Source organism: Limnospira sp. PMC 289.06, from assembly GCF_032350395.1.
Lineage (GTDB): Bacteria > Cyanobacteriota > Cyanobacteriia > Cyanobacteriales > Microcoleaceae > Limnospira > Limnospira platensis.
Window position 1 is genome coordinate 300 of the sequence record NZ_JARPLC010000232.1, and the last position, 2,771, is coordinate 3,070.

Below are 2,771 nucleotides of genomic sequence, written 5' to 3' on the forward strand. Positions count from 1 at the left end.
TCAGCCGAGCATTATTCCTGGGGATTTATATACCCTGGTTCTGACGCACCCTACCGTAGGCGTGAGCCGGTGTGGGAACTTGTATACTCGAAATGGTGCGTCAGCCGAGCATTATTCCTGGGGATTTATATACCCTGGTTCTGACGCACCCTACCAGGCGATCGCACCCGATCGCCTGGTAGGATATTAACTATCTGTAATTGGTAAATTGTAGTGCTACGGGGAAATCTTCCTGCTTGAGATATCTAATTATCTCCTGTAAATCATCTTTAGACTTACTAGAAACCCGCACCGCATCACCTTGGATAGAAGCCTGAGATTTTTTGAAATTATCTTTAATAATCTTGGTAATCTGTTTAGCCACATCCTTGCTAATCCCTTTTTTCAGGGTAATTTCTTGGCGGACTCGGTTTCCACTAGCTGACTCAACCTTTCCATAATCAAAAATTTTGAGGGATAGATTACGTTTAGCAGCCTTAGTTTGCATAATCGTATGGACCGCATCAAGAGTAAACTCGCTGTCGGTATTGACAACAATTACCTCATCACCAAGTTCTAGGGTAGTGTTAGTATCTTTCAAATCGTAGCGACTAATAATTTCTCGTTTGGCTTGGTCTAGTGCATTGACCAATTCTTGACGGTCGAAATCGCTGACAATATCGAAAGAAGATGTTGAAGCCATAAGCCTTCGTTGCTATGTAATGTTCTACTGATTTCTTAGGACAAGGATTCTAACCCCAAACATCCAAATATGCAACAATTTTGATAAAAAGCCGTCCCCAGCTAGGCTAAAGGACGGGTCTTTGTATCCAATTTTTCGGTAACAGCAGTCTGATTTTGGCATTGAACAGCAAATCAGGCCTTATGGGGTGAGATAGCTTATATCTCTGAGAACTTGCCCCAATAGATCTATACCAACTAAGTGCCACTGGCAACCTCTGGCTTCAATCCAAATAGAACAAAGTTACCACCTTCCGCTGATTTTCGGCTTCTTCACAGGTCCTCAGCAAAGTATCACTGTCATGAAAAGCAAAACATATCAACTGCTGACACCGGGAAATAATTTCCTGATTGCAGGAGGAACTAGCTTCGGCCAATGATAAGGTATCTCCAGAGGGATTTTCGACCAAATGGATGACCTGTTCTAGCTGTGACCGTGACTCGCGAGGCTGACGTTCGAGACTTTGAGGTAGAATGACTGTTAAAAGATTAGGATCAGCCCGCATTGCCCCTCTAATGGCGGCTGAGTTAGTCCCGGTTGCACCGGAGGTAATCAGATGGTTTCCCCCCAAAACTAGGGCATAACTCATCATCTCAATCAAATTCTGATGGGTTAAGGGAATATGGCGGGAACCGAGTAAGGCAATGCGCTTGGAGCCGGTTTGCTGAATGGCTGCAAGTTCTTCTAAAAATTCATCTACTCTGGGCAAATTGATGGACTGACTCAAGGATACTCTTATATATTTACCAAGAATTAGGGGTCGAGATAGACCTCACGGTCTACCCCTCCCATTCAGAACCGGACGTGAGACTTTCACCTCATCCGGCTCCTAGTCTGATTGTTCCATTGTTAAGGATACAGCTTTGGCGTTGTTTTTGTCAAGCGCCGTTTTATTATCGTGACAGTGACGGTGCAATAATTGAAGATTCTTGTATTCATCCTTTCCACCTAAGTTTCGAGGTACAATGTGGTCTACTTCAACTAAATCTGATGGTGCAAAATACTGTCCACACCAGGAACACCTGCCTTTTTGCTTTTTGAGTAGTTTCGCTACCCTTGTTGGCGTATCGATTGCTTGTCCTTTTCTGGTTGCCCAATAAGTCCAATTTCCGTCGTATGGTGTCGCTTCTGGGCGTACTAGGGTATGTCTGGCAATTGGGGTCCAATTATGTTTCCACAATTGGAGTCCCTCTTTAGTTTTAAACAACCAAGTTTCATGCCTTTCTTTTCCGTTGCTAAGTTTAACCCTTTCCTGCTGGAAGTAGTTCCTTAACTTTTCATGATTCGCCTTTCCGCATCTTGATACTGTCCATGCCCTTAGCATCTTCCAGACTATATGGTCTAGTTTGTTGAAGGTCTCTGTTGAGACTACTCCTGAATAGTAGTTTGACCATCGCCTTATAATTGGGTTTAGTCTACTTATCAGAGCTGGTTGGGGTGCCGTTTTATGTTGTTTTATTACACCCTTTATCACTTCAATTTGGGCTTTAAATGCTTTTTTACTGGGTTTAATATGGGTTTTGTGACCGATTAATCGGCTTCCTCTTCCCCCTGTTTTCCCAGATTTATATTTTCCTACCGGATATTGCCTGATATTGAATCATAGAAAATTAAACCCCGGTTCCTCAATCTTGCCGTTATACTCAATAGGATTGAGTGTGTGACAAATTCGAGTTTTTTCGGGTTTAATTTCTAGTCCTACAGGTTCTAACCATTCAGAAATTGCAGTTTGGCACTGTTCGATGATTTTTAAGTCTTTTGAGATGACCACAAAATCATCGGCATATCTTATAAGGTTCACCTGGGTGGTTGTTCCTTTATTGGGATACATTTCTTTAACTAACCTTTCCATTCCCAACAGTGCGATGTTGGCGAGTATTGGACTTATTACCCCTCCCTGGGGTGTCCCTGTTTCTGTATCCTCAAATACACCGTTATCCAATACACCCGCTTTGAGCCATTGTCTCAGGTCTCTTTTCAGGCAGCTTGGACATTGAGTTTTGGACAGTAGGTAATCATGGTTCACGGTAAGAGCATTTTGTTAGGGGTC

At 43.0% G+C, this 2,771-nt stretch carries 2 protein-coding genes and 1 pseudogene; all 3 read right to left on the reverse strand.

What is annotated here, in order from left to right; genetic code table 11:
• Nucleotides 1-190: 190 nt before the first annotated feature.
• A complete protein-coding gene (locus tag P5674_RS23820) occupies nucleotides 191-682 on the reverse strand; it encodes a YajQ family cyclic di-GMP-binding protein (RefSeq protein ID WP_006615946.1) in 492 nt (163 codons plus the stop codon).
• A gap of 262 nt (nucleotides 683-944) precedes the next feature.
• Complete coding sequence (locus P5674_RS23825) at nucleotides 945-1,448, reverse strand: hypothetical protein (protein WP_006615945.1); 504 nt, start codon at nucleotides 1,446-1,448, stop codon at nucleotides 945-947.
• A gap of 102 nt (nucleotides 1,449-1,550) precedes the next feature.
• A pseudogene (locus P5674_RS23830) lies at nucleotides 1,551-2,747 on the reverse strand (group II intron reverse transcriptase); the annotation flags it as partial.
• Between the last annotated feature and the right edge of the window lie 24 nt (nucleotides 2,748-2,771).

What these genes read in the sequence shown, in the direction of transcription:
- P5674_RS23820 (WP_006615946.1), bottom strand. Translation starts at nt 682, where the DNA reads ATGGCTTCAACATCTTCTTTCGATATTGTCAGCGATTTCGACCGTCAA.